Genomic DNA, 23,785 nt, shown 5'->3' on the forward strand with positions numbered 1-23,785 from the left:
TGGGTGACCGGCACGAGTTTCAGGACAATCGCGACCAGTCGCCGCGGCATGCTCCGCTGGATGGGTTCGGCGTCGCTCGCGACTTTGACGTCCGGCCTGGCCCCTGGAATGGCCGGCGCCGCCAAGGAGTCTCCCGTCTACCGCGATGCGCGCGCGCCCGTCGACCTGCGGGTTCGCGATCTCATGGCGCGGATGACGCTCGACGAGAAGGTGGCGCAGCTGATCACGCTGTCGACGACGAAGCGCCAGGTGATGGATGATGCGCTGCGTTTCGACCCGGCGCGCGCCGATACGGCCTATCCCAACGGCATCGGCCAGATCGCGCGGCCGTCCGACCGTGGCGGTGCGGCGACCGCGGCCAACACGGCCGCCGCCGTTACCGGCCGCTGGCGTGCGCCGGCGGATACAATCGCGTTCGTCAACGCGGCGCAGCGCTGGGCGACGACCCGCACGCGGCTTGGTATTCCGATCCTGTTCCACGAGGAGGCGCTGCACGGCTTCATGGCGCCGGAGGCGACCAGCTTCCCGCAGGCGATCGCGCTGGCGGGATCGTTCGATCGCGACCTCGTCCGCCGGGTCAACGCGGTGATCGCGCGCGAGGTGCGGGCGCATGGCACGGTGCTGGCGCTGTCGCCGGTCGTCGACATCGCCCGTGACCCCCGCTGGGGCCGGATCGAGGAGACGTTCGGCGAGGACCCCTATCTGTGCGGGGAAATGGGCGTCGCGGCGGTGATCGGCCTGCAGGGCGAGGGCAAGACGCTGGCACCCGGCAAGGTGTTCGCGACGCTCAAGCACATGACCGGGCATGGCCAGCCCGAAAGCGGCGAGAATGTCGCCCCCGCACCGATCGCCGAACGCGAACTGCGCGAGAATTTCTTCCCGCCGTTTCGCGCAGTCGTCGCGCGGACCGGGATCGGCGCGGTGATGCCGTCGTACAACGAGATCGACGGTGTCCCGAGCCATGCCAATCGCTGGCTGCTGAACGACGTGCTGCGCGGCGAATGGGGCTTCGACGGCGCGATCGTCAGCGATTATGCGGCGATCGGCGAACTTGCGTCGCTGCATCACATCGCCGCGGACAAGGCTGAAGCGGCGCGCCTCGCATTGGCGGCGGGCGTCGATTCCGACCTGCCGGACGGCGAGGCCTATCGCTCGCTCGCCGATCAGGTGCGTGCGGGTCGGGTAGCGATCGAGGCAGTCGATGCCGCGTGCCGCCGGATGCTGACACTGAAGATGCGCTCGGGGATGTTCGAACAGGCGATCGTCGATCCGCAGGCGGCGGCGCGGATGACCGGCAATGCGGAGGCGCGCGCGCTGGCGCTCGAGGCGGCGCGGCGATCGATCGCGCTGCTCGTCAACGACGGTGTCCTGCCGCTCAGCCCGGGGACGCACAAGCGCGTCGCCGTGATCGGTCCGAACGCGGCCGTCGCCCGGCTCGGTGGCTATTCGTCGATCCCCAAGGCGACCGTGTCGCTGCTCGAGGGGGTTCGTGCGCGGTTGAAGGGCAAGGCCGAAGTCGTTCATGCGCAGGGCGTCTTCATCACGCAGAGCGAGGACCGCTCCGCCAACGAAGTGCTGCTGGCCGATCCGGCGCGCAACCGGGATCTGATCGCCGAGGCGGTTACCGTCGCCAGCACCGCGGACGTCATCCTGCTCGCGGTCGGCGACACCGAACAGACGAGCCGGGAGGGCTATGCCAAGACGCATCTCGGCGATCGCACCAGTCTCGACCTGCTTGGCGAGCAGAATGCGCTGTTCGCGGCGATGAAGGCGACGGGGAAGCCCGTCATCGTGGTCGCGATCAACGGGCGCCCGCCATCCTGGCCGAGCGTGACGGCGCAGGCCAATGCGGTGCTCGAATGCTGGTATGTCGGGCAGGAGGGGGGCACCGCGATCGCGGAGGCGCTGTTCGGGGACATCAACCCGGGTGCGAAGCTTCCGGTGACGGTCGCGCGGTCGACGGGGCAGCTGCCGGTCTTCTACGACGCCAAGCCTTCGGCGCGTCGCGGCTATCTGTTCGACACGACCGCGCCGCTGTTCCCGTTCGGCTTCGGGCTCAGCTACACCAAGTTCGAGATCGGTGCGCCGCGCCTGTCGTCGGCGAAGATCGGGATCGCGGCTAGTGTCACCGTCTCGGTCGACATCGCCAATGTCGGTGCGCGCGCGGGCGACGAGGTCGTCCAGCTCTATGTGCGCGATCAGGTATCGTCCGTCGCGCGGCCAATCCTCGAGCTCAAGGGCTTCGAACGCGTGACGCTGGCCCCCGGCGAGCGCCGGACGGTCCAGTTCACGCTCGGCCCGGACGCGTTCCGGTTCTTCGACATCACGATGCGCGAGGTGGTCGAGCCGGGTCTGTTCGACATTTCCGTTGGTGCCGACTCGACGCGCCTCAAGACCGTTATTCTCGAAATCGCCTGAAGGATCGTCATGCCCAGGATCGTCAATGCCCGCGTCATCGTGACATGCCCCGGGCGCAACTTCGTCACCCTCAAGATCGAGTGCGACGACGGCACCACCGGGCTCGGCGACGCGACGCTCAACGGTCGCGAACTCAGCGTCGCGAGCTATCTCAGCGATCATGTCGTGCCCTGCCTGATCGGTCGCGACGCGCACCGGATCGAGGACGTCTGGCAGTTTCTCTACAAGGGCGCCTATTGGCGGCGTGGCCCGGTCACTATGGCGGCGATCGCCGCGGTCGACACGGCCCTGTGGGACATCAAGGGCAAGCTGGCGGGCATGCCGGTCTATCAGCTGCTCGGCGGGGCCGCTCGCGACGCGTGCATGGTCTATGCGCACGCCAATGGCACGACGATCGAGGACACGATCGCGGTCGCGAAGGCGGAACAGGCCAAGGGCTACAAGGCGATCCGGCTGCAATGCGGCGTGCCCGGACTCGCCTCGACCTATGGCGTCGCGAAGCACGGCGCGCGCTACGAACCCGCCGATGCGGATCTGCCCAGCGAAAGCGTGTGGTCGACCGAGAAATACCTCCGCGTCGTCCCCGAGCTGTTCAAGGCGGCGCGCGAGGCGATGGGCTGGGACGTCCACCTGCTCCACGATATCCATCACCGGCTCACCCCGATCGAGGCGGCGCGTCTCGGCAAGGCACTTGAACCCTATAACCTGTTCTGGATGGAGGACCCGACGCCTGCCGAGAACCAGGAGGCGTTCAAGATGATCCGTCACCACACGACGACGCCGATCGCGGTGGGGGAGGTGTTCAATTCGATCTGGGACGCGAAGGATCTGATCGAGCACCAGCTGATCGACTATATCCGCGCCACCGTCGTACATGCAGGCGGCATCACGCACCTGCGCCGGATCGCCGCGCTCGCCGACCTCTATCATATCCGGACCGGGTGCCACGGCGCGACCGACCTGTCCCCCGTGGCGATGGCCGCCGCGCTGCATTTCGGGCTCTCCGTCCCCAATTTCGGGATCCAGGAGCATATGCCGCACACGGACGAGACCGACGCGGTCTTTCCGCATGCCTATCGCTTCGACGCGGGCATGATGCATCCGGGGGAGGCGCCGGGCCTCGGCGTCGACATCGACGAGGCGCTGGCCGAAACCCATGACTATCGGCGCGCCTATCTTCCGGTCGCGCGGCTCGAAGACGGCACGCTGTGCAACTGGTGAGCGCCGACGGATCGAGCCCCGCCGACGTCGTACAGCCGCGGGGCCGGGTCCGGTGGATCGTCTGCGCGCTGCTGTTCGCGGCGGTGGTGCTGAGCTATGTCGACCGGCTCGTCCTGCCGACGCTCAAGCCCGATCTGCAGCAACGCTATGGCTGGAGCGAGACGGGCTATGCCGATCTCGCCATCTGGTTCCAGGCGGCGTACGGGCTGAGCTATCTCGTCTTCGGCCGGCTGATCGACCGGCTCGGCGCGCGGATCGGGTATGCGCTCGCGGTGGCGCTGTGGACGCTTGGCCATGTCGGCCACGTCTTCTTCACCTCGACCAGCGGGATGATCCTCGCGCGGATTCCGCTCGCGCTCGGCGAGGCCGGGACCTTCCCCGCCGCGATCGCCGCGACCAACGAATGGTTTCCGCGGCGCGAGCGGGCGCTTGCGATCGGCATCTTCAACGCCGGGTCGAACGTCGGCGCGATCCTCACGCCGTTGCTGGTGCCGATCATCGCGGTGACGATGGGCTGGCGCTGGGCGTTCATCCTGACCGGGCTGCTCACGCTCATATGGCTGATCGTCTGGCTCGGCTTCTACCGCCGCCCCCGCGAGCATCCCCGGGTCACGGCCGAGGAGCTCGCCTATATCGAGAGCGAGCCGGTCGAACCCGGTCGGCCCGTCGCGTGGTGGACACTGCTGCGGCAACGTCAGACCTGGGCCTATATCCTCGGGCGGTTCCTCATCGACCCGGTGTGGTGGACGTTCCTGTTCTGGCTGCCGGACTTCTTCAACCGGCAATATGGCGTGACGATGCTCGCCTTCGGCCCGCCGCTGATTGCGGTCTATCTGCTCGCCGATGTCGGGTCGGTGGGGGGCGGCTGGTTCTCGTCGCGGTTGATCGGGCGCGGCTACAGCGTCAATCGCGCGCGCAAGACCGCGATGTTCGCCTGCGCCCTGTGTGCGGTGCCGATCGCGTTCGCGACCCAGGTGCCGAGCATGTGGTGGGCGGTGCTGATGATCGGCGTGGCCTGTGCCGGGCATCAGGGGTTCTCGGCCAATCTCTATGCGCTGCCGGGCGATTTGCTGCCGCGCTGGGCGACGGGGTCGGTGGTGGGGCTGGGGGGCCTTTCGGGCGCGATCGGAGGCATGCTGATGGCGAAGTTCGCGGGTCGCATCCTCGAGACCGTCGGCAGCTATCAACCGATCTTCATCGTTGCGGCCTGTGCCTATCTCGTCGCGCTCGCCGTCATTCATCTCGTCGTGCCGCGCTATGCGCCGGTGGCCCCGGACCGCCTGGGGTGATGCCGGCGGCGCGTGGTTCGCGACCCGTCCGGACCCGCTAGACGTGGTGCTCGTGGCTCGCTTCGATCATCACCCGCGCGACCAGATCATAGGCGTCCTGCCAGGCTCGGTCGGTATCAGGATCGAAATCCGCGCCGGCGAAATGCGCGACGACATGGCGCAACGAGTCGCCGATAATGGCGTAGTGATGATCCTTGGCGCCATACGCGACATGGCGTCGGCCCAGCGCCCTCAGTTCAGGACCCATCGCCTCGAACGCGGTCAGCCCGGTGACGATCTTGGCGAGCGTCTGCATGAAGAGCCTGCCTTGGACAATGCGGTCGTTCGTGAACAGCGCACGGGATTCCGGGGCGAGCGCGAAGAGCCGGTCGTAGAAGATCGTCGAGGCTTCGTCCGCCGCGAACAGGATATGGACGAAGCTGTCGCGGACGAGATCGATCTGCCGCGGTGTCACCGGACGAGGTTCACCAGGATGCCGGTCGACCGGGGTGGCCCGGGGATGGCGTATCCGGCACACGGCTCGCCCGACGGCGATCGTGGCGATATGGCATACATGCCTGTGACCTGTCGCATTCCGGCTCTCCCGACCCGCACGATTATGTACCGGTTTCAACAGCTTCACGATCGAGCGTCAATCCGCCATGTTGCACGCGTGTTACAATCGGCGTGAACCTCAAGTCGTCGTACGGCGATCCCGTTGCGGCGGCTGTTTCGTCGCCAAGTGTCGCGCCGAGCTTGACTGTTCGGCCGGTAAAGGTAGCGCTATCGGATTGACTTGGAGGAGAGAAGCTTTGGATCGCGTACCGGCACGGCCGTTTCGTTCGCGCGACTGGTTCGCCGACCCCGCCCGCTCGGACATGACGGCGCTCTATCTCGAACGCTTCATGAATTACGGGCTCACGCCCGCCGAGCTGCGCTGTGGCAAGCCGATCATCGGGATCGCGCAGACCGGCAGCGACCTGTCGCCCTGCAACCGCATCCATGTCGAGCTCGCCAAGCGGACGCGCGACGGGATCATCGCCGCGGGCGGGATCCCGATGGAATTCCCAACGATCCCGATCTTCGAGAATTGCCGTCGCCCGACCGCGGCGCTCGACCGCAACCTCGCCTATATGACGCTGGTCGAGACGCTGTACGGCTATCCGATCGATGCGGTCGTGCTGACCACGGGATGCGACAAGACGACCCCCGCGGGGATCATGGCGGTGTCGACCGTCGACATTCCCGCGATCGTCCTGTCGGGCGGGCCGATGCTCGACGGATGGCATGATGGCGAACTCGTCGGCTCGGGCACCGTGATCTGGCGCAGCCGGCGCAAGCTGGCCGCGGGCGAGATCGACGAGGAGGAGTTCCTGGCCCGCGCCACCGACAGCGCGCCATCGGCCGGACATTGCAACACGATGGGGACGGCCTCGACGATGAACGCCGTCGCCGAGGCGCTCGGCCTGTCGCTGACCGGGTGCGCCGCGATCCCCGCGCCGTACCGCGAACGCGGCCAGATGGCGTTCGAGACCGGACGCCGGATCGTCGACATGGCCTATGAGGATCTTCGCCCGTCGAAGATCCTGACGCGCGAAGCCTTTCTGAACGCGATCCGCGTCGTCAGCGCGATCGGTGGGTCGAGCAACGCGCAGCCGCACATCATGGCGATGGCGCAGCATGCCGGGGTCGCGCTCGACATGAGTGACTGGTCGACGCACGGCTATGACGTGCCGCTGATCGTCAACATGCAGCCGGCGGGCAAGTATCTCGGCGAGCGCTTCCACCGCGCGGGCGGGGTGCCTGCGGTGATGCACGAGCTGGCCGAGTCGGGGCTGCTCGACACGAGCTGCCTGACGATCACCGGGCAGAGCCTGGGCGACAATCTGACGGGTCGGGTGACGCGGGACCGCGAGATGATCCGCACGCTCGACGCGCCGCTGATGGAGCATGCCGGGTTCCTGGTGCTCAAGGGCAATCTGTTCGATCATGCGATCATGAAGACGTCGGTGATCTCCGACTCCTTCCGCGCGCGCTATCTCTCGACGCCGGGGGCGGAGAACCGGTTCGAGGCCCGCGCGGTCGTGTTCGACGGGTCGGACGATTATCACCACCGCATCAACGACCCCGCGCTGGGGATCGACGAGCGGTGCATCCTGGTGATCCGCGGATCCGGTCCGATCGGCTGGCCCGGATCGGCCGAGGTGGTCAACATGCAGCCGCCAGACGCCCTGATCCAGCAGGGGATCCTGACGTTGCCGACGCTGGGCGACGGACGCCAGTCGGGCACGTCGGACAGCCCGTCGATCCTTAACGTGTCGCCCGAAAGCGCGGTCGGTGGCGGACTCGCTTGGCTGCGTGACGGGGATATGATCCGGATCGATCTGGTCGCGGGGACCTGCGACGCGCTGGTCGATGCAGACGAGATCGCCCGTCGCAAGACCGAGCCTGCGCCGCCGATCCCGCCGAGCAACTCGCCCTGGGAGGAACTGTACCGTGAAAAGACGGGGCAGCTGGCGCAGGGCGGGGTGCTGGACTTTGCGGTGAAGTATCGCGGGATTGCCGCGAAGACGCCGCGGCACAATCACTAGGCGCCGAGCGCGCCACCGATAGGCCGAAAAAGGGCGGGCGGGAGGAACACCTCCCGCCAGCCCTTTTTCATGGTCCGGCTCAGCCGGTCATGTCTTCGAGTTCGCGACCCCGGGTCTCGGTGACCGCGGCGCGGACGAAGAAGAACGAGACGAGCGCGGCGATCGCATAGCCGAGATAGGTGAAGGCCAGCCCCGGCGAGAGGACGAGCGACGGGAAGCTGACCGAGATCAGCGCGTTTGCGATCCACTGCGCGAACCCCGCGACGGCGAGGGCCGAGCCGCGGATCTGCGTCGGGAACATCTCGCCCAGCATCACCCACATCACCGGCCCCCAACTGACGTTGAAGAAGATCACGTAGAGATTGGCGGCGACGAGGGCGATCAGCCCCGTATTGCCGGGCAGCGTGACGCCGACGCCCGAGGCGGCGGGCACGGCGTTCGAGAAGGCCCAGGCAACGATACCGAGCGTGACCGTCATGCCGGCCGACCCGACCAGCAGCAGCGGCTTGCGCCCGATCCGGTCGATCAACGCGATCGTCAGGAGGCAGGCACCGATCGACAGGACGCCCGACAGGATGTTGATCTGGAGCGCATTGTCCTCGGTGAAGCCGACCGCTTCCCAAAGCGTCGCGCCGTAATAGAACACGACATTGATGCCGACGAGTTGCTGGAACACCGCGAGGCCGATACCCGCCCAGAGGATCGGACGGATCTTGCCGGTGGTCTTGTCGACCAGATCGGACAGCCGCGGCTTGTGGTGATCGACCGCGAGCGAAGAGCGGATCTCGGCCACCTTGCGGCGGGCCTCGGCCGCGCCGAACAGACGGGTCAGCACCACTTCGGCGCGGGCGTCATGGCCCTTCACGACGAGGTAGCGCGGGCTTTCCGGGATGAAGAACAGCGCGACGAAATAGATCGTGGCGGGGATCACCTGAAGCCAGAACATCCAGCGCCAGGCCTGATACCCAAGCCAGAACTCGGCGGTCGAGCCGCCGGCGAACCGGGCGAGCGCGAAATTCGCGACGAACGCGCCGGTCAGGCCCGAGATGATCATCACCTGCTGGATGCTGGTCAGTCGTCCGCGGATATTGGCCGGTGCGACTTCCGAGATATAGACCGGCGAGGTCACGCTGGCGGCGCCGACGCCGAACCCGCCGATGATCCGCGCGATGATGAACAGCAACGACGAGTTCGCCGCCCCCGCTGCGAGCGCACTGACGATGAACAGGATTGCGGCCAGCATCATCGTGTTGCGACGGCCGATCACGTCGGATAGGCGGCCCGCCGCGAATGCGCCGACTGACGATCCGACCAGGATCGCGCCGACATTGATGCCGATGCCCAGTCTGCCGAGGTCGAACGCCGCCTCGATCCCCTTTTGCGTGCCGTTGATCACGCCCGAATCATATCCGAACATGAAGCCCCCGATCGTCGCCACCGCGACGATGAGGGCGATCAGCGCGCTGTTGACGCCCCCCGTATCGGTGGGTGAGCCCGTGGCCCTGGCTGTAGCCGTGCCGTTCATTAGTGACGTCCTTCCTGATGATGCACGCTCTGTTGGCGTGTTCAAGGTCTAGAGATTAAAGGTCCAAGCTGACCGGCATGACGGGAATGCCGCCAATGTCGGTCCGGAACGTGAAGATGTCGCCCGCGAGCGGTTGCGAGGCGAGGCGCTCGGCTGACAGTCCCTGTCGCGCGGTCGTCGCAAAGGCGGTGCGACCATCGTCCCCGCCCAGCGCGATCTTGGTGACGTTCGAGACGGGAAAGCGCACTTCGTCGGTCATCGTGCCATCGGGGGCGAACCGTCGTGCCGCCCAGCCGCCGTAGAATCCGACCCAAACGCCACCGCCGGCGTCGCATATCGCGCCGTCGGGATAACCCTTGCTCGCGTCGAACTTGAGGAACGGGCGACCCTCGCCGATCGTGCCGTCGAGACCGATCGGATGCGCGGCGATCGACAGGCCCAGCGTATCGACCAGATAGGCGGTGCGCCCGTCGGGCGAGATGGCAGGGCCGTTGGTGATGACGACGGGCGGCACGGCGGTCCTGCTGACGGCGCCGCGGTGCCACTGATAGATATGGCCGGTCGGGTGGACTTCCCTGTTGTCCATCGACCCGAACCAGATCCTGCCGGCGGGATCGACCGCGGCGTCGTTGAGGCGGTTGTCGGGCAGGTCCGCCTCGATGCCGTTCATCAGCGTGAAGCTGCCGTCGCGCGGATCGAAGCGGTGGAGGCCCTTGGCGAGCCCGGCGACCCACAGGCCGTCCTGCGCGGGCAGGATCCAGCCGACATGCGATGGCGCGTCGAAGCGATCGAGCGCATGCGACGCGGGATCATATCGATAGACGCAGGGCGCCTTGATATCGACGAACCACAGCGCCTTGTCGCGCGCCGACCAGACCGGGCCTTCGCCCAGTTCGGCGCCGACCGAGGCCAGCAGACGGGCTTCGCTATCCATGGTTCAGCGCCAGCCCGCATCGATGAAATAATCGTGCCCGGTGCACATCCGCGCATCGTCCGACGCGAGGAACAGCACGAGTGCTGCGACGTCGATCGGCTGGATCCGGCCATCGAGGCATTGGGCGGCGACGATCTCCGCCTCCCCCTCGGGCGTGTACCATTTCTCCTGGCGCGGCGTCTGGACATTGCCCGGGACGATCGTGTTGACCCGGATGCCGTCGCGGCCGAGGTCGCGTGCGAGGCCGCGGGTCAGGCCCTCGATCGCTGCCTTGCACGTCTGGTACAGGACCAGATCGGGCAGCGCGAGATGCCAGCTGATCGACCCGAAGTTGAGGATCGTGCCGCCGCCGGCGCGCTTCATCGCAGGGACGACGGCCTGGGCTGCAAAGAACTGGTGCCGAAGATTGACGTTCAGCCGCTCGTCCCAATAAGCGGGCGTGACCTCGTCGACGCCGTGCCGGTCGTCATTGCCCGCATTGTTGATCAGGATGTCGATCCCGCCGAGCGCCTGCTCGAGCTTACCGAAAACGTCCTTAAGCTGATCGATGTCGGTCAGGTCGCAGCGATGATAGATCGGCACATGGGCCGCATCGACAGCGAGGCGTTCGAGCAGTGCCTGGCTGGGTTCGTCGGCGACGTCGACGAACGCGACGCGCGCACCCTGGGCGACGAACGCCTCGACCAGACCCGCGCCGATGCCCGAACCCCCACCGGTCACGAGGACCCGCTTGCCGGCGAGACTGGGATAGATGGCACGGCCTTCACCGGCGCTGGTCTGCTGCAACACGGGAGTCTCCGTCTGATCGTAGGTCATGCGTTTAGAAGGTTGCGACGCGCGAGATTGGCCATCAGGCCGCCGATGCCCAGCGTCCATGCGGGCGCATCGCGCGACGTGGTGACACGGTTGACGAGCGCGCCGAGCTTCGGGTTCGAGATGGTGACGATGTCGCCCATCTTGTGCGTGAAGCCGCGGCCGGGTTCGTCGCGGTCCTTGGTGGGGGCGAACAGCGTGCCGAGGAACAGGACGAAGCCGTCCGGGTAATGATGCTCGCTCATCGCCTGCGTGACGAGATCGGTCGGGTCGCGGCTGATCTCGCGCATCGAGCTATGCCCGTCGAGCACATAGCCGTCCTCGCCCTCGATCTTGAGCGTCACGTCGCTCGCGCGGACGTCGTCGAGCGAGAAGTCTTCGTCGAACAGGCGGATGAACGGCCCGATCGAGCAGGAGGCGTTATTATCCTTGGCCTTGCTCAGCAGCAGTGCGGAGCGGCCCTCGAAATCGCGCAGGTTGACGTCGTTGCCGAGCGTCGCGCCGACGATCGCGCCGTCTGCATCGACTAGCAGCACGACTTCGGGTTCGGGGTTGTTCCACGTCGAATCGGACCGGATCCCGATCGGGCCACCCCAGCCGACGGTCGAGAGCGTCGGGCTCTTGGTGAAGATCTCCGCATCGGGGCCGATCGCGACCTCGAGATATTGCGACCACATCCCGTCCTCGATCAGCGCCGCCTTGAGCGCCGCCGCCTCGGCGGAGCCCGGCACGACCGAACGGACGCTGCCGCCGATCCGGGCTTCGAGCCGGCCACGCACTTCGACCGCCTTGGAGGCATCGCCCCGCGCACGCTCCTCGATGACGCGCTCGATCGCGGACACCGCGAACGTCACGCCGGCGGCCTTGACGCATTGCAGGTCGATCGGGCTCAGCAGGCGCGCAGGCGCATCGACCGCCGCGGACAGGTCGAGCGATTCGAGCGTGCCGAGCGACTGGCCGGCGGCAGTGTCGAACGTGCCGCCCGCGACGAGCGCCGACACGGTCGGCGCGACGCGGGACATGTCGAAGACGTCACCGCGGCTGACCAATATCGGCGTGGGGCCGTCGCCGAGATCAACCCGGCCAAGCAGCAGCGCGTTGCGCCAGTCCGCAGGCAACGCCGACAGGACCGGCGCGGCGATATGCGACATCAATTTCCCTCTCCACTCATGTTACCGCTATCGTATAGGCCATTGCCCGATCGTCAAGAGACGCGGACGAGATTGATCGTACAATAGGCTGCCCCGCTTCGGGACGAGCGGCGCGCCGTGGCCAGCGAGCGACGGACTTGCCGTGCCGAGACGCGATCGCGCTTGCCATTCGCGGGCCTGTGCCTACCGTGAGCATATGGAAAATATCGCATCGCCGCTCGATCTGCTCACCTCGCTCAAGATCGCCTTTGTCGAGCGTGACGAGGCCGCAGACGCCTTTGATGTGTTTAAGCAGGACGCGATCATGGCGCATGAACCGTCGCCCGCCGACGCACCGGCGATCAGCAGCGACGACGCCGCCGATGCTGCGGCGGGTGAGGTCGATGCGTTCGACGCGGAGGTCCGGGGGCTGCTGGCCGCGGCGTCGGATGCCGATGTAATTGCCGCCTATCGCGCGACGGAAGGCGAGGTCGGCGACCCCGCCGCCGAAGCGCTGCTCGGCGAGATCCGGCGGCGTCAACTGACCGCCTGAGCCGCTACGGCGGCGGCGCGCTCGATGCGCAGGGGCCGCCGCCGCATGACGATCACTTCGCCGCGATCGCCTTCGCCACGACTCCGCGGTGCATGACGAAATCGACCTGCGTTAGCCGGTTGACGTCGTCGAGTGGGGACCCCCGCACCGCGATGATGTCCGCGGTCTTGCCGGGCGCGAGCGTGCCGATATCGTCCCGCCCCAGCAGATCCGCCGCGCCGCTCGTCGCCGCGGCGATGGCTTGTGCGGGGGTAAGACCGTTCTGCACGAGCAGCGCGAATTCGGTCGCATTGTCGCCGTGCTTCGACACGCCGGTATCCGTACCGAAGGCGACCTTGACGCCGGCCGCATAGGCACGGCGATGGCTGGCGGCCATCGCCGCGGCGGCGGACTCGGCCTTGACGATGGTGGCCGCGGGCAGGGCGCCGCCGCGTGCCTGCGCCAGTGCCGCGACCGGTGCGATCTCGGTCGGCACCAGATAGGCGCCCCTGGTCTTGAAGAGGCGGATCGTCTCGTCGTCGAGAAACGTGCCGTGTTCGATCGAATCGACCCCCGCCTCGAGCGCGGCGCGGGTTCCCTCGGTCGCGTGGCTGTGCGCCGCGACCTTGCGGCCAAGCATGTGCGCGGTGTCGATGATCGCGCGCATCTCGTCCGGGGTCATCGCGCGGCCCAGGCCGCCGCTGACGTTCGACAGCACGCCGCCGGTCGCCGCAAACTTGATGACACGCGCACCGAGCGCAACCTGCGCCCGGACCGCGCGGCGGCAGTCGTCGGGCCCGTTGCAGACATTGACCTCGCGACCATGGACCATATCGGCGAATTCTTCGGCGAGGCCGTTGCCGCCATCGCCGTGCCCGCCGGTGACGGAGATCATCTCGCCGGCATTGGTGATGCTCGGCCCTTCGATCGCGCCCGCATCGATCGCGTCACGCAAAGCACGGATGCCGCGCGGATCGCCGCCAAGGTCGCGGACTGAGGTGAACCCTGCGGCGAGCGTCTGCCGTGCATTGGCGACTGCGGTCATCTCGTCATCGAACCGGTCGCGGGTCATCGCCTCGAGCCGCGCGCGCATCGGGTCGCCGCCGATGCCCCAGAGATGGACGTGCATGTCGACCATGCCCGGCATCACGAACGCGGTGCGCAGGTCGACGAGCGTCGCGCCCGCCTCCGGCGCCACGAACCCGTCACGCAGCGCGACGATCTTGCCGTCGCGGACGATGATCGTGGTCGCGCCGCGCGGCGCTTGGCCCGGCCGATCGAGCAGCGTGCCGGCCTGGATATAGGTCACAGCTGGTGGCGCCGTTTGCGCGTCGGCCGGAATTGCGGTCGCCGCGGCCAGCGCGACCAGTATCGCGGTCTTCATGTGTCTCTCCCCTTTTGTGCATGCTTGCCGATCCGCGACGTCCGGGCAAGCGTCGATGCGTGACGACGACCGTCCGCCAACACCCACTCAAAGCTGCACTTGAGAACCAATAGCAATACGTGATAGTGCGGCATCCGTGATCTGGGGGGGCTGAAGGCAGATGATGATCGTTCGAGACTGCGCGCAATGACGCTGCGCCGCGTGCTGTTCCAGATGCACTGGTTTCTGGGGATTACCGCGGGGTTCGTGCTCGCACTGATGGGCGTGACCGGCGCCGCGATGGCGTTCGAGGACGAGATCATGGCGGCGCTCAGCCCGGGCGTGGTGACCCTCGCACCGCTGCCGAATGGGGCGGGCGATGCGGCAAGGCTGTCGCCCGATGCTCTGGTCCGGGCCGCATCCGCGCAGCGCGACGGCAAGCGGGTGCAGGACCTGACGATCGCGCGCGATCCCGAGCTTGCGGCGCAGGTTCGCTTCGCCGCGAAGAAGGGACAGCGCGGTGGCGAGCGCAGCTATATCGATCCGCGGACCGGCCGGTTGCTCGGCACCGCCACCGGCGCGGGAGTGTTCCGCACGATCGAGAACCTGCATCGCTGGCTCGCGCTGCCGGGCGGACGCAACGGCATCGGCAGCCAGTTGACCGGTCTGTCCGCGCTGGCGCTCGTCTTCTTTGCGGTGTCAGGACTGTATCTGCGCTGGCCGCGCCACCCGCTCGACTGGCGGGCGTGGTTCGTGCTCGATCTGCGCAAGACCGGGCGCAACCTGTACCGGGCGCTTCATGCGGTGATCGGCGGCTGGGTGCTCGTCTTCTACCTGCTGAGCGCGGCGACCGGCCTCTGGTGGTCCTATGACTGGTATCAGCGGGGTGCGCGGTACATGCTGACCGGCACGACCGAGCGTCCGGAACGCGGCGGGCACGAAGGGCGCGCGCCGGGTGGCCGTCGCGGCGACCGGGGTGAGGTGGCGGAAGCGTCGCGACCGATCGCCCCGGCCTGGGCGGGGTTCCTGCGCAGCGAGGGCGCGGGTTTCGACCGGGTGACGATCACGGTCCCGCAGGGCGCGGCACCGGTGACGATGCGGATGGTGCCGTTTGGCGCGCCGTCCGACCGGATGACCGACGAGCTCCGCTTCGACGCGCGTAGCGGGGCGCTGACCAAGGCGGAGCGCTATGCCGAGCGCGGCGTCGGCGAGACGATTGCGACCAGCATCTACCCGCTTCACACGGGGGCATTCTTCGGTCTGCCCGGGCGGATCGCGTTGTTCCTGACGAGCCTGACGATGCCGCTGTTCACGGTCACCGGCCTGCTGCTGTATTTGGGCCGACGGCGGACCAAGCGCGCGCTCGCGGCGGTCGTGGTAACGGCCTCGGCCGACGGCGGGGGAGCGGACCCGGCTGGCGTGCTGGTCGTTCACGCGTCGCAGACCGGCACCGCCGAGCGTCTCGCACGCCTCAGCGCTGCGGCGTTCCCGGGCGCTGCGATCCGGCCGCTGGCGACGGTGTCGCCAGCCGATCTGCGCGATGCCGGCACCGTCCTGTTCGTCGTGGCGACCTATGGCGAGGGCGATGCGCCGGACACCGCCCGGGTGTTCGAGCGCCGCGTCATGGCCGCGCCGGCCGATCTCGACGGCGTCCGCTACGCGGTGCTGGCGCTGGGCGACCGCGAATATCCCGACTATTGCGCCTTTGGTCAGCGCGTCGACGCGTGGCTGCATGCGAGTGGGGCGCAGCGCCTGTTCGACCGGATCGAGCTCGATGCGGCCGATGCGGACGGCGAACGCCAGTGGCAGCAACAGCTTCACGCGATCGGCGCGGATCCGGCGCAGCCCGACTGGCAGCCGGCGGACTATGCCGCCTGGCCGCTGGTCGCACGGACATGGCTCAATCCCGACAGCCCGGGCGCGCCGATGTACCGGGTCGAACTCGGCATTCCCGCTGGTACGCGCTGGGCACCGGGTGCGATCGCCGAGATCGAGCCGCGTCACGATCCGGCCCGCGTCGTGCGGTTCCTGGCCAATTGCGGGATCGTCGATGACGGCCGGGTCGCGGTCGCGCTCGCCAGGGCGACGCTGCCCGATCCGGCGACGTTCGATGCCGGAGGACGGGATCCGTTGGCGCTGCCGCCGCTTGCGCACCGCGAATATTCGGTCGCGTCGCTGCCGGAGTCGGGCCGTGTCGAGCTGCTCGTGCGGCAATGTCCCGCAGCCGATGGCGGGCTCGGCATCGGCTCGGGGTGGCTGACGGAAGTGGCGTCGATCGGTGATTCTATCGCCATACGGCTTCGTGCCAATCCTGGGTTTGCGACACCGATGGATCCGGCGACCCCCCTTGTGCTGATCGGCAACGGCACCGGCCTTGCCGGGCTGATGGCGCATCTTCGCGAGCGGGCGCGGACCGGCGGCGCGCCCGCCTGGCTCCTGTATGGCGAACGCAGCAGCACATCCGATCGTCCGCTCGCGGCCGAGCTCGACGCGCTACACGCCGCGGGTACGCTCGAGCGGATCGACCGCGCCTTCTCGCGTGATGCCGGCTGCGGACGCTATGTCCAGGCGCTAGTCGCGGAACAGGCCGCCCGGATGCTCGACTGGGCGAACCGGGGGGCGGCGATCTATGTCTGCGGCAGTCTGGTCGGGATGGCCGGCGCGGTGGATGCCGAACTCCGGATCATCCTCGGCGACGACCGGGTCGAGGCGATGAGCGAGGCCGGGCTGTACCGCCGCGACATCTACTGACCGCCGTCGACCTCAGCGCCGGTTCCGATCGCGGATGTCAGTCCACCCCCAGCGCCGGTCGCGACCGGCGATGTCAGTCTACATCGCCGTGTCCGTGGCCGACGGTGATCCGGGCGCCCGTATCAGCGCCCGCACTGCCGCTCTCCCACCAATAGGTTTGGCGCTTGCGCGTGCCGGTGATCGTCTCGTTCAGCGTCGCGGCATCATAAAGGCGGCCGCCGAGCATGACCTGCGCGACCTTGTCGCTGTTGCGGATGTCGCGGGTCGGGTCGGCGGTCAGCACGACCAGATCGGCGAGCTTGCCGGGTTCGAGCGATCCGACGTCCTTGGCGTATCCCAGCGATCGTGCCGATTCGATCGTACCCGCACGCAGCGCCTCGATTGGGCTGAACCCGCCCCGGACGAAGCTCCATAGTTCCCAATGTGCGCCAAGCCCTGGCTGCTGGCCGTGCGCGCCGATCGCGACGGGCACGCCCTTGACCGCGAGCTTGCGCGCCTCGCGCGCGGTTGCGCCATCGACATAATCCTCCTCGGGCGCGATCTCGCGCCGCGCATTCTGCGCCGCGAGCAGTGCCGGCGGCGCATGGCGGGCGAGCAGCGGATGCCGCCACACGTCGCTGTGCGCGCGCCAATAGGGATCGCCCGCCGGCCCGCCATAGGCGACCACGAGCGTCGGTGTGTAGCCGACCGTCGTCTGCGACCAGAGGTCGACCACATCGGCGTAGAAATGCTCGAGCGGAACATTGTGCTCGACCGTGGAATTGCCGTCCTGCACCAGGCTCATGTCGAGCGTGAAGAGCGAGCCGCCCTCGGGCACGACTTCCATGCCTTCAGCCTGCGCGGCCGCGACGACCATCTGGCGCTGCTCGCGGCGTGGCTGGTTGTAGTTCTTCACGCTGCGAGCGCCCTGCGCCTTGAGGCGACGGACGACGGCGAGCGCGTCCTCATAGGTGTCGATCTGCGCATAGACGTCGGGCGCTTTCGCGCCATAGACGATCTCGCCGGTCGAGAAGGTGCGCGGGGCAAGCAGCATGCCGGCCTGCTGCATCTCGGCCGCCGGGAAGATTTCGGCGGAGCGCGACGACGGATCGTGGATCGTCGTGGTGCCGAGCGCGAGGTTCGCCATCGCCGACCAGTTCTGCTGCGGTACGATCTCGTCCTCGCCCTGCGGACCATGCGCATGCGCGTCGACCAACCCGGGGATAACCGTCTTGCCCGCCAGGTCGACGGTCTTCGCGCCTGCGGGAATGGCGATCGTACCACGTGGCCCGACCGCGACGATGCGGTCGCCGCGGATCAGGATCGTGGCGTCGTCGATGATCCCGCCATCGGCCTTCGCCATCGTCACGACGCGTGCGCCGGTCAGCGCCACCGTCGCGTCAGGCTTGGCGGCGGCGATGTCCATCGACAGCGAGGTGCCGGTGCGCGGCGCGACGAACTTCGGCGCGTCCTCACCCTTCGGCGTCGGCACCGCGCGGAACAGCGCCGCGGTCTCGGCCGTGTAGAGCGTCGGGCCCGCGCTCCAGTGGATCTGCCGGCCGTCGTTCGACCAGTTGATGAAGTCCGCACCGTCGCCACTGACGCGGGTGACGGGCAGGGGGCCGCCCTTGGCATCGGTCTCGACCGCCTGGCGTCCCGGCATCAGCGGCATCACGAACGCCTCGTAATTCTGACGGAAGGCGACGTAATCGCCCTGTGGTGAGATCTGATAGTCATTGACCAGCTCGCCCGAGGCATGGACGCGGCGGTCCTGTCCGTTGAGGTCGGTGCTGATCAGCTGGCGCTTGTCCTTCTCGGTCGCCATCAGGAAGACGCGGTCGTTCGCCGCCCCGAATTGCGGGCCGCTCGCCTCCTTGGCGATCCGCACCGGCGCACCGCCGCTGGCGGCGACGCGGTAGGCCCCGGCGTCTGGATTGCCCCGCGCCGCGGTCAGCCCGCCGCCGGGGCCCTGTTCGAACACGATCGTGCGCGCGTCGGGTGAAAAGCGCGGGCGGCGATAATGGCCGGCGACGGTCGTGACGGTGCGGGGCAAGCCGCCGCCTGCCGCGATCGTCCGGATCTGGCCGAGGCCCGTGTCCGCCCAGCCGACGAACACGATCTGGCGGCCGTCGCGCGACCAGCTCGGGAACAGTTCGAATTCGTCCGCGCCGCGCGTCAGCCGCGTCGCGGTGCCACCCGCAACGGGCTTGGTCCACAGCTTGCCGAGCGTCTCGAACACGACGGTGCGGCCATCGGGCGAGACACTGGCCCAGCGCGGCATCTTCGTCGCGAACCGGTCGGGTGCGACCGCGACCTGCGGATGGACCGCATCGACGATGACGCGCGTATCGTCGATGCGGAACGGGATCACCGCCGCGCCCGAGCCGTCGGGCGCCACCCGGCGCAGCTTGCCCCCCGCCCAGAAGACGATCGCCGTGTCGCCCGGCGTCCAGGCCATGTCGGGATAGACCCCGGTAACGGCCCATGTCTCCTGCACGTCGCGGTCGAGCGGACCATAGATCATCCGTTCGACGCCGGTCGCGAAGTCCTTCACCCATAATTTGGTGACGTTGTTCTCGCGCCGGACAAAGGCGATCCGCTTGCCGTCGCGCGACGGGGTCGGCCGGACCGAGCCGCCAACCCCGGAGACCGCGGTGCTGACCTCGCCGCTGTCGACGTCATAGCGTTCGATATCGAACAGGTCGGTGCGCGAATTCTGCGCATATTCGAAGATCGGGCCGGGCGAGATGTTGCGCGTGTAGAAGATGCTCTTGCCATCGGGCGCGTAGATCGGCTCGCCCAGTTCCTTCTGCAGCACCTCGCTCGCGCGCTTGACGAGCTGGACGCCGCCGCCACCCGAGACGTGATAAAGCCAGATCTCGCCCGTGCCGAGCGAGCGGCCGGTCGTGAAATGCTTCTTCGCGGCGATGAACCGGCCGTCCGGGCTCCAGCTCGGCTGGTTGAGCAGGCGGAAATCCTCGTTCGTCACCTGGCGCTTGTCGCTGCCGTCGACGTTCATCACCCAGATATTGTCGCCACCGCCGCGGTCCGACGTGAAGGCGATGCGGCGGCCGTCGGGCGAGAAGCGCGGCTGATGCTCGAACGCCAGCCCCTCGGCGATGCGTCGCGGCGTGCCGCCCGTGATCGGCATGGTGTAGAGGTCGCCGAGCAGATCGAAGGCGATCAGCCGGCCGTCGGGCGAGACGTCGACGTTCATCCAGCTGCCCTCGTCGACACGCAGGGCGACCTCGCGCGTCTTTAGTCCACGCGGCTGCATGACGTCCCAGACCGGCGGCTTGGCGGACGATTTGGATGTGGCAGCCGACGCATTGGCGGGCACGGCGGCAGTGACCGGGGCTGCGGCGACGGGCTGAGGCGACGGGTTGGGGTCGGCGCGGGTCGTCGCGGGGGTGGGCACCGTCGCCTGATTCTCGGGCGCCTGGGTCCGTTCGACGGGCCTGGCGGCCGGTGGCGGCGTGGTCTGTGCGGCCAGTTCGGTGGCGACGAGGCAAAGTGCGATGGCGGTCAGTGCGTGGTGCTTCATGGTGTAGAGATCCCCCCTTGTGCGGCAGGGTCTAACCGATTGATCGCGATCGTCACTCGCAAATTTCTTTTATCAGGTCGCTTCTCGTCCTGTCGTCGTCATTCCGCTCTCCACTGGTCCTGGACGTGTTCTTCGCCGGTCACAAGTGGATGGAAGGCGAGAGCACGTCACGCCGGGTCTAGAGCGTCGCGTCGCAAGCAAGTTTATCCGCCTTGCTTGCGCTTTGGACGCGTTGATCGACGACCTATAGCAATGACCCCAGCGGATACAGCTCCATAGGGGACGAACTCGCAACCGAAGCGGAATGGTGCGGCCTGAGGAACGCAAAGTGCTGTCATTGATACCGATTGAGACCGTTACGACACAAAATCCATACCGCGTGTCATTTCTGAAATTATTGGTATTGTTTTGATATTTGGGACGTGACAGCATGTGCCTGTCCGAGGGTCCGGATGGTGATGCCGAACAAGGTCAGCAAGGTCACGGGGCGACAGATCCCGATGAAAGGGCGTCCTGTTGTTCATCGAACGCTTCCGAACAGGGTCGGCGGCAAACGATACGATGCATCACCATCCATGTGACCCGATCGGCAACATGGGGGGTAATGGAATGGTGCTGTTCAAAGGGTTTCTGACTACGACATGTTGCGTCGCGGCGTTGTTTGCGATGCCGGCTCAGGCGCAGGCCCAGGCGTCGGATACAGGCGCGGCCGATGGTGCGCAGGAAAGCCAGACCGCGATCGGCGATCCCGTCGCCTCCGCCAAGCTCGCTGCAGATGCCGAACGCACCGGCGAACGGCGGGAAGCGTCGGACATCGTCGTCACCGGCACGCGCATCGCGCGGCCGAACAACCGGTCCGCCGCACCGATCGTGACGACGACCGCCGCGGAAATCGCGGCACAGGGCGCGACGACGATCGAGGAGGTGCTGAATCGCCTGCCGCAGGTGCAGGTGAACTCGGAACAGAATTTCAGCGATTCCGAAGGTCGTCAGCGCATCAAGCTGCGCAGCCTGGGCTATGAGCGCACGCTGACGCTGATCGACGGGCTCCGCATGGGCCTCGCCAACACGGTCGACGTCGGCATCATCCCCAACGCACTGGTCGAGCGGATCGACGTGCTCACCGGCGGTGCCTCGTCCGTTTACGGATCCGACGCAGTGTCGGGCGTCGTCAACTTCGTGCTGAAGAAGAACTTCGAAGGCATCCGGCTCGACGCGAACTACAGCTTCTACAATCACGACAATGGCAGCAACGCGGTCACCGAGGCGGCAGGTCGCGCGGGTTTCGCCGCCAAGCGCGGATTGACGAATGATGGTGGTCGTTCGGACGTCAGCCTTGCGGCGGGCACCAATTTGTTCAACGACCGGGTGAACCTCACCGGGTTCATCAATTACCGCCAGTCCAATCCGATCGAGCTGGTCGATCGCTCCTATTCGGTCTGCGAGGCGGTCCAGCCGACCAATACTTCGCCGCTCGGCTGTTCACGCGCGAGCTTCACCCCCGCCGGTACGATCATTCCGCAGTCGGGGCCGCGCGCCGGGCAGATCCTGGTCAACAATCCCAGCGGCAACGGGACCTTCATCCCGATCAACAGCGGGCCGCAGGGCTCGTCTGCCAACCCCTATGACAATTGGGCGGTCCAGCGCGCGTTCAACCGCGTCAACCTTGGCGGTTTCCTCACCGCCAAGATCACCGATGACATCGAGCTGTACGGCAACGGGCTGTTCTACCGCGACAAATCCTACAACACCCAGCTCAACCGCACCTTCAACTTCGGTGCGTACGGCTCGGACCCGTTCCGCGTGAATTGCGACAACGCGTTCCTGTCGTCCTCGCAGGCACAGGATCTGTGCGGCGCCAACGCCGGTGTTGCCGGACAATATGCGCCGATCGACGTCCGCTATCGCTTCGACGGGCTGCCACTGGTGCGGCAGCGCTTCACCAACGAGGGCTATCGTATCGTCGCGGGGCTGCGCGGTCGCGGCTTTGACGACGTGTGGTCCTACGATGTCGCGGGCATGATCTCGCGCGCGCGGCTCGACACCATCGACGTGCCGTTCGCGCGCTTCGACAACATCAACCGCTCGCTCGACGTCGTTCGGGTCAACGGCACGCCGACCTGTCGTTCGGTCGTCAACGGGACCGATCCGTCCTGTGTGCCGTTCAACGCGTTCGCGCCGTTCAACCAGGATACGGCGCTCAACCAGTATCTCTATGGTGGCGCGACCGGCGGGATCAGCACGCGCATTCCGCGCCTGTTGCAGTTCGTCGGCACCGTCAGCGGCGATCTCGGCCGATACGGCATTACCTCGCCGCTCGCGGATCAGGGCCTCGCGATCGCGCTGGGCGCGGAATATCGCGAGGAAATGGAACGCACGATCGTCAACGAGATCTTCCAGCAGAATAACGGCGGCGAGAACCAGCGCTTCACGCAAAGCATCCTCGAAGCCAATGCCGAGGTGCAGGCACCGCTGATCGAACATCGCCGCTTCGCCGAGCTGTTGCAGGTCAACGCCGGCTACCGCGTGTCGCAATATAATCGGCTCGCCGGCAAGTTCGATACCTGGAAGGTCGAGGGGCTCTGGTCGCCGGTGGCGGACATCACGCTCCGCGCCTCGTACAACAAGTCCCAGGCCGCACCGGGTGTCAGCACCGCACAGGGGGCCGCCAACATCTTCTGGAACCAGGGCTTCTATGCCGATCCTTGCGCACCGCGGATCGATCCGTCGAACCCCAATGGCGCGCGACTGGCGCCGTCGGCGACGTTGCAGCAATGCCGTAACACCGGCCTCGCCGACAATCTCTATGGCAGTGCCTCGCTGATCTGTCCTGACGATCAGTGCACCGTGCGCGAGGGCGGGTTCAACCTGACGCCCGAAAGTGCATTCACCAAGACCTTCGGCGTCGTGCTGCGCCCACGCTTCCTACCCGGCCTGACGGTGTCGATCGACCGCTGGCTGATCGATCTGAAGGACCAGCTCGACTTCCTCCAGCCGCAGAACATCATCGGCGAGTGCCTTGCGACCGGGAACGAATATTTCTGCCGCGGCATCGTCCGCAATCCCGGCACCGGCACGCTCTCGAGCTCGCCTGCGACCAGTCCGTCGACGGGCTGGGTGGCGCGCGGCTCGGCCAATGGCTACAAGTCGCAGTCGCATGGCTGGGATTTCCAGGGGCAGTATAATGTCGGTCTGGGCGGCGTCGGCCGGCTCGACATGAGCTTCAACGGGACGCTGATGACCCGCGTCGGCTCGCAATCGTCGCCCACGATCGAACCGCGCAACTGCGTGGGATATTTCGGCAATCTCTGCGGCGAGAGCATGCCGCGCTGGAAGCACCAGCTCCGCACCACCTGGACCGCGCCCGACAGCACGACCAGCCTGTCGGTCAACTGGCGCCACCGCGGCGCGATGCCGCTCGACATCTATGCGCCCGAGGACACCGGCATCCCCGCCCAGGACGCGAGCGCCCGGCGCGATCAATATCCGGGTGTCGGTTCGTACAACTGGATCGACGTCGCGCTCAGCTTCGACATCAACAAGCAGATGACGTTCCGGCTGGCCGCCAACAACATCTTCGACCGCGATCCGCCGCTCATCCCGGACAGCCGTTCGCGTATTGGGCTGCTGCGCGGCAATACCGTGATGGGGTATGACCTGCTCGGCCGGCAGCTCGTTGCGGGGGTCTCGCTGAGGCTGTAACGCTACCGACTGAC

The 23,785-nt window shown here is 67.2% G+C and carries 14 protein-coding genes; 7 read left to right on the top strand and 7 right to left on the bottom strand.

Annotated elements, in window-relative coordinates; genetic code table 11:
* Positions 1-48: 48 nt before the first annotated feature.
* From SOM18_RS01560 to SOM18_RS01570, 3 genes are read left to right on the top strand one after another with little or no spacing between them, the layout of a single operon-like run.
* Positions 49-2,418 (top strand): glycoside hydrolase family 3 N-terminal domain-containing protein, encoded by a 2,370-nt coding sequence (locus SOM18_RS01560; RefSeq protein WP_031441098.1) that lies wholly within the window; start codon positions 49-51, stop codon positions 2,416-2,418.
* Positions 2,419-2,427: 9 nt separating this feature from the next.
* The gene (gene manD / locus SOM18_RS01565; protein WP_031441099.1) at positions 2,428-3,639 is read left to right on the top strand and encodes a D-mannonate dehydratase ManD; all 1,212 of its coding nucleotides are present in this window, start codon (positions 2,428-2,430) and stop codon (positions 3,637-3,639) included.
* Complete coding sequence (locus SOM18_RS01570; RefSeq protein ID WP_235188397.1) at positions 3,627-4,928, top strand: MFS transporter; 1,302 nt, start codon at positions 3,627-3,629, stop codon at positions 4,926-4,928. Before manD ends, SOM18_RS01570 begins: the two co-directional genes overlap by 13 nt.
* A 37-nt stretch (positions 4,929-4,965) precedes the next feature.
* On the opposite strand, the gene SOM18_RS01575 is transcribed toward SOM18_RS01570, so the two are convergent.
* Positions 4,966-5,550 (bottom strand): globin domain-containing protein, encoded by a 585-nt coding sequence (locus SOM18_RS01575; RefSeq protein ID WP_235188398.1) that lies wholly within the window; start codon positions 5,548-5,550, stop codon positions 4,966-4,968.
* A 169-nt stretch (positions 5,551-5,719) separates the two neighbouring features.
* Between SOM18_RS01575 and SOM18_RS01580 the strand changes: the two genes are divergently transcribed.
* Entirely contained in the window at positions 5,720-7,498 is a 1,779-nt protein-coding gene (locus SOM18_RS01580) for an IlvD/Edd family dehydratase (protein ID WP_031441102.1), read from the top strand.
* Positions 7,499-7,577: 79 nt separating this feature from the next.
* Here SOM18_RS01580 and SOM18_RS01585 read toward each other — a convergent pair whose 3' ends face one another.
* The 4 genes from SOM18_RS01585 to SOM18_RS01600 are packed head-to-tail and all read right to left on the bottom strand — an operon-like array spanning position 7,578 to position 11,921.
* Positions 7,578-9,023, bottom strand: coding sequence for a sugar porter family MFS transporter (locus SOM18_RS01585; protein ID WP_042467329.1), 1,446 nt, complete (start codon positions 9,021-9,023; stop codon positions 7,578-7,580).
* Positions 9,024-9,078: 55 nt separating this feature from the next.
* Positions 9,079-9,957: an SMP-30/gluconolactonase/LRE family protein gene (locus SOM18_RS01590; RefSeq protein WP_031441104.1), complete on the bottom strand. Its 879-nt coding sequence runs from the start codon at positions 9,955-9,957 to the stop codon at positions 9,079-9,081.
* A 3-nt stretch (positions 9,958-9,960) separates the two neighbouring features.
* Positions 9,961-10,746 carry an SDR family NAD(P)-dependent oxidoreductase gene (locus SOM18_RS01595; RefSeq protein ID WP_031441105.1) on the bottom strand — a complete coding sequence of 262 codons (786 nt, stop codon included), beginning with the start codon at positions 10,744-10,746 and terminating at the stop codon, positions 9,961-9,963.
* Positions 10,747-10,769: 23 nt separating this feature from the next.
* Positions 10,770-11,921, bottom strand: a complete 1,152-nt coding sequence (locus SOM18_RS01600) for a fumarylacetoacetate hydrolase family protein (protein ID WP_031441106.1) — start codon at positions 11,919-11,921, stop codon at positions 10,770-10,772.
* A 196-nt stretch (positions 11,922-12,117) separates the two neighbouring features.
* Here SOM18_RS01600 and SOM18_RS01605 point away from each other — a divergent pair, with 196 nt between their 5' ends.
* Complete coding sequence (locus tag SOM18_RS01605; RefSeq protein WP_107933366.1) at positions 12,118-12,453, top strand: hypothetical protein; 336 nt, start codon at positions 12,118-12,120, stop codon at positions 12,451-12,453.
* A gap of 52 nt (positions 12,454-12,505) precedes the next feature.
* Here SOM18_RS01605 and SOM18_RS01610 read toward each other — a convergent pair whose 3' ends face one another.
* A complete protein-coding gene (locus SOM18_RS01610; protein ID WP_031441107.1) occupies positions 12,506-13,816 on the bottom strand; it encodes a metal-dependent hydrolase family protein in 1,311 nt (436 codons plus the stop codon).
* Between the two features lie 186 nt (positions 13,817-14,002).
* Here SOM18_RS01610 and SOM18_RS01615 point away from each other — a divergent pair, with 186 nt between their 5' ends.
* Positions 14,003-16,546, top strand: coding sequence for a PepSY domain-containing protein (locus SOM18_RS01615; RefSeq protein WP_031441108.1), 2,544 nt, complete (start codon positions 14,003-14,005; stop codon positions 16,544-16,546).
* A 73-nt stretch (positions 16,547-16,619) separates the two neighbouring features.
* Here the strand turns inward: SOM18_RS01615 and SOM18_RS01620 are convergent, their stop codons facing one another.
* Complete coding sequence (locus SOM18_RS01620; RefSeq protein ID WP_320481180.1) at positions 16,620-20,069, bottom strand: amidohydrolase family protein; 3,450 nt, start codon at positions 20,067-20,069, stop codon at positions 16,620-16,622.
* A gap of 609 nt (positions 20,070-20,678) precedes the next feature.
* Between SOM18_RS01620 and SOM18_RS01625 the strand changes: the two genes are divergently transcribed.
* On the top strand, positions 20,679-23,771 hold the full coding sequence (locus SOM18_RS01625) for a TonB-dependent receptor plug domain-containing protein (RefSeq protein ID WP_320481181.1): 3,093 nt from the start codon (positions 20,679-20,681) through the stop codon (positions 23,769-23,771).
* Positions 23,772-23,785: the final 14 nt, after the last annotated feature.

This window comes from Sphingomonas sp. CFBP9019, from assembly GCF_034045155.1.
GTDB lineage: Bacteria > Pseudomonadota > Alphaproteobacteria > Sphingomonadales > Sphingomonadaceae > Sphingomonas > Sphingomonas aerolata.